3 protein-coding genes and 1 pseudogene are annotated in these 4,277 nt (G+C 62.3%); 2 read left to right on the top strand and 2 right to left on the bottom strand.

What is annotated here, in order from left to right; genetic code table 11:
• Both EN879_RS26025 and EN879_RS26020 read right to left on the bottom strand, forming a co-directional pair.
• Nucleotides 1–369: pseudogene (locus EN879_RS26025) on the bottom strand (DsbA family protein); the annotation flags it as partial.
• A gap of 61 nt (nucleotides 370–430) precedes the next feature.
• Nucleotides 431–1,825 (bottom strand): M48 family metalloprotease, encoded by a 1,395-nt coding sequence (locus tag EN879_RS26020; protein WP_013531361.1) that lies wholly within the window; start codon nucleotides 1,823–1,825, stop codon nucleotides 431–433.
• Nucleotides 1,826–1,970: 145 nt separating this feature from the next.
• On the opposite strand from EN879_RS26020, the gene EN879_RS26015 reads away from it, so the two are divergent.
• A complete protein-coding gene (locus EN879_RS26015; protein WP_063168093.1) occupies nucleotides 1,971–3,119 on the top strand; it encodes an aminotransferase class I/II-fold pyridoxal phosphate-dependent enzyme in 1,149 nt (382 codons plus the stop codon).
• Between the two features lie 4 nt (nucleotides 3,120–3,123).
• Nucleotides 3,124–4,071: a glutaminase gene (locus tag EN879_RS26010; RefSeq protein WP_013531363.1), complete on the top strand. Its 948-nt coding sequence runs from the start codon at nucleotides 3,124–3,126 to the stop codon at nucleotides 4,069–4,071.
• Nucleotides 4,072–4,277 lie beyond the last annotated feature (206 nt).

The raw sequence follows: 4,277 nt of genomic DNA, 5'->3' as shown, positions 1-4,277 counted from the left end.
ATTATAGTCGTAGAACTCGACGATGGTGACCTTGCCGGTCGGATTGCCGACGACGCCGTCGAAGGCGGAGTTGAAAATCTGGTCCTTGGCATCCTTGATCACGCCGAGATGAGCGATGCGCTGCTCTTCCTTCTGCTTGGCCTCAAGCGCGTCCTGGACCTCCAGAAGAACTTCCGGGTTTTTCAACAAATAGTCGCGGATGATGCCTTCGACCTCGGTGCGGTCGATCTTGGTATCGGCCGCCGCCGTCTCGACCGGCTGTGCGGTCCCGGCCTTGGCGATCTGCGGGTTTCCGGCAACGAATCCGAAAGCCAGCATGGCCAGAGCGACCGCAACCCCCGTGGTGCCCAGCAGCAGTGCCTTTTTCATCGTTCCTGTTCCTTCTGCCTGTTTTCCGGTCTGGCTATGTCGTGGCGCGGGGCCGGAAGGTTCACTTGATCTTGGTTGATGGCTTGTAGTTTATGATATCCTGGGCGCGAAGCCAGCGCGGCTCGCCGCGTTTCATCTGCTGCTGCGCCCGCATGGCGAAAATCTTCGCATCCTTGTAGTTGCCGGAATAGAAATGGCTTTCAGCGGTGGCAAGTTCAGCGCCAGGTATGTCGCCCAACTCGCCATAGGCCTGCGCCAGATAGCGATATCCGGCTGAATTTTCCTTGTCGCGACCGAGGCCATTGTTGATCTGCACGACGGCTTTTTTGAGGGAGTCGGGCGTGCCGACGGCCATCAGCGCCTGGCCCACGGACACTGGCAGCAGACCGGACCGAGCCGAATCGAGGCTGACCGCCTTGGCATAGGCGTCCGCGGCTTCCTTGGGTTTGTTGGCTTTCATCAGGATGTCGCCGCGCAGTTCCTGGAAGTAGGCATTCTTCGGTTGCGCTTTGATCAGTGCATTGGTCTTGGCGAGGGCGGCGGCGATGTTGCCGAACAGGTAGGTCGACTGGGCGTCGCCGTACTGGGCGGCGAGGGTTCCTTGCATCTTTCGCATCAGCCGGGACGCGGCCGCCTGGCCTTCCATGTAAACGGCGATCTTCACCCGCATCATGTCATGGCGCTGCTGCAGCGCGGGCGGGTCCGGCCTGTCGACATTGGGGTCCTGTTTCACCAGCACTTCGAGATTGGCGATGCGGTCCTGCGGCATCGGATGGCTGATCCGATACGGATCGACCTGGGCGCCCGAAAGCGAAAGTGCGGTCTGGAAGCGGCGGAATGTCTTCAGCATGCCCATGCCGGACTGGCCGGTGGCGTTGAGATAGGTGATCGCCGAGCGGTCGGCCGTCATCTCCTCGGTGCGCTGATAGGCGAGGATGCTGCGCTGTGCCATTTCGCCGCCGCCGGCAGCCACGCCCATGCCGGCGCCGGCGAGACCGCGGCTGCTGGTTGTGGCACCGGCGACAATGGCGCCGGCGCCAAGCAATGTCGCGATGACGGCCATCGTCTTGGCTCGTTCGAGCTGGTCGCGCAGCTTCTGCTGGTGGCCGCCGGCAATATGACCGGCTTCGTGCGCGATGACGCCGATGATCTCGTTGGGCGTTTCAGCCGTCATCAGCGCGCCGGTGTTGATGAACAGCCGACGCCCGGTGACGAAGGCGTTGAAACTCTGGTCGTTGACCAGGACGATGTCGATGCCGTCATTCGCCAGGCCGGCCGCCCTGAAGATCGGCCGCGCGTAATCGCGCACCAGCGCCTCGATCTCGGCGTCGCGCACCACCGGCACGTTCTGGGCGAAGGCGCTGACCGAGCTCGACATTGCAACGGCAACGCCAAGCGAAAGCGTCGCGAAGACGCGCGCTGCCTGGGCAATCGTCGATCTGGGTCGGCTCAACATGATGTGTCCACTGGTAGACGAGCGGGCGAAAGATGAAAAGTCGGCGCCGGAAACTTCCTCAACTTGTGATCCTCACATCAATCGGGCATTTGTGCGGCACATGCGCCAGTGCCTGGCGCCGTCAGTCATCGGGAATACTGGTTAAATGGTCGTTTCGCTCTCACGCCGCGGCAATGTCGAGCCCTTCCATGCGATGGACATTCTGGCAGAGGCAAACCGGCTGAAGTCCCAGGGCGTGCCGGTTGTTTCGATGGCCGTCGGCCAACCCTCCGATCCCGCACCGGTTCTGGTTCGCGCCGCAGCAGCCAAGGCGCTGCAGGATGGGCGCATCGGCTACACCGACGCGCTCGGACTGGCAGGTTTGCGCAAGGCGATAGCCGGACACTACGCCGATCACTATGGGCTTGATATCGAGCCCGGCCGGATCGCGGTGACCACCGGATCGCCGGCCGCCTTCAATCTTGCCTTCCTGGCGATGTTCGATCGGGGTGACCGCGTCGCCATCGCGGCACCCGGTTACCCTGCCTACCGCAACATCATGGCCGCACTCGGCATAGAGGTGGTCGAGATCGAGCTCGGCGACGCCGCCTACCTGCATGCCGGCCATTTGGAAGCCGCGCATCGTGAAAAGCCGCTGAAAGGCGTTCTCTTCGCCAGTCCCGCCAATCCAACCGGCGCGGTCATACCAGCCGATGAACTGGCGGCTCTGGTAAGGACGGCACAGGACCTCGGCATCGCCGTCATCTCCGACGAAATCTATCACCGGCTGGCCTATGCCGCCCCCGACACCACGGCACTTGCCTATGGCGGCGATGTGACGGTGATCAATTCCTTCTCCAAATATTACTGCATGACCGGCTGGCGAATCGGCTGGATGGTGCTGCCGCAGGAACTGGTGCGGCCGGTCGAGCGCGTCGCCCAGAGCCTCTACATCTCGCCGCCGGAGCTATCGCAGATTGCCGCGATCGAAGCGTTCAGGGCGACCGAGGAACTGGAGGCGGTAAAAGGCCGCTACGCCTGGAATCGCGAGCTCTTGATGAAACGCCTGCCGGAACTCGGCTTTCCGCTGGCGGCGCCCATGGACGGCGCCTTTTATGCGTTCTGTGACGTCACCAGGCATACCAATGACAGCATGGCCTTCGCGCGAAAGATGCTGGCCGAGGCGCATGTTGCAGCAACGCCCGGCCGCGACTTCGACACTCAGGCTGGGCACCGGACCATGCGTTTCTCCTACGCCGGCAGCCACGACGACATGGTCGAGGCAATGGTGCGCATCGAACGCTGGTTGAGGTAGCACCATGCCGGAACTTGAACAGGCCCCCAAACTTGATCGGGCATTGGCCGAAGTCGCCGCCGAAATGGCCGAGCGCACCGATCGCGGCGACGTCGCTTCCTACATTCCGCAGCTGGGCAAGGTCGATCCGAAGAAGTTCGGCATCGCGGCGGTCACCAATGACGGCCGCGTGCTGATGGCCGGCGATGCCGACCAGGCATTTTCCATCCAGAGCATCTCGAAAGTGTTCACGCTGACACTGGCGCTCGGCAATGTCGGTGACGCGCTTTGGCAGCGGGTAGGCCGCGAACCGTCAGGCAATCCATTCAACTCGATCGTGCAGCTCGAGCATGAGAACGGCATTCCGCGCAACCCGTTCATCAATGCCGGCGCCATTGTCATTTCCGACATCCTGCTTGCCGGCCACCAGCCGCGCGAGGCGATCGGCGAAATCCTGCGCTTCATCCAGTTCCTCGCCGACGACGAAACGATCATCATCGATCGTGAGGTCGCGGCGTCCGAACGGGCCACCGGCTATCGCAACTTCGCGCTTGCCAACTACATGAAATCCTTCGGCAATCTCCACCACGCGCCGGAGCTGGCGCTGGGCGTCTACTTCCACCATTGCGCCATCGCAATGAGTTGCCGGCAACTGGCGCTCGCCGGCCGCTTTCTCGCCAATGGCGGCAAGAACCCGGCGACCGGGCATTCCGTGGTGTCGGCCGAACGGGCACGCCGCATCGGCGCGATGATGCTGACCTGCGGTCACTATGATGGCTCCGGCGATTTCGCCTTCCGCGTCGGCATCCCCGGCAAGAGCGGCGTCGGCGGCGGCATATTGGGCATCGTGCCGGGCGTGGCGTCGCTTGCCGTCTGGTCGCCCGGCCTCAATGCCAACGGCAACTCCAAGCTGGGGTCGATCGCGCTGGAAAAGCTGGCCAGGATGATGAACTGGTCGATCTTCGCGCCGTGATGCATGTCGCCCAAAAGGTGCGGAGCGGTTTTGGGACAACGACATGCATAAAAATCAAGGAAGCGTTTTAGCCTTTCGCGATCCGGAATAGCGCCAGATAAGAAAATCCCGCACCGTCTTCGAGACGGCGCGGGATTTTTTGTCAACAAACTAGCTCAGGTGGCTGAAAGGCTTAGAAAAAGCCCTTCCGCTGCCACCATCCGCCG

Source organism: Mesorhizobium sp. M7A.F.Ca.AU.002.02.1.1, assembly GCF_003998535.1.
GTDB lineage: Bacteria > Pseudomonadota > Alphaproteobacteria > Rhizobiales > Rhizobiaceae > Mesorhizobium > Mesorhizobium ciceri.
This window is presented reverse-complemented; position numbering and strand designations above follow the sequence as displayed.

Excerpts from the sequence above, each read along its gene's own strand:
- EN879_RS26010 (WP_013531363.1), top strand. The coding sequence starts at position 3,124 with ATGCCGGAACTTGAACAGGCCCCCAAACTTGATCGGGCATTGGCCGAA.
- EN879_RS26020 (WP_013531361.1), bottom strand. The coding sequence starts at position 1,825 with ATGTTGAGCCGACCCAGATCGACGATTGCCCAGGCAGCGCGCGTCTTC.
- EN879_RS26015 (WP_063168093.1), top strand. The coding sequence starts at position 1,971 with ATGGTCGTTTCGCTCTCACGCCGCGGCAATGTCGAGCCCTTCCATGCG.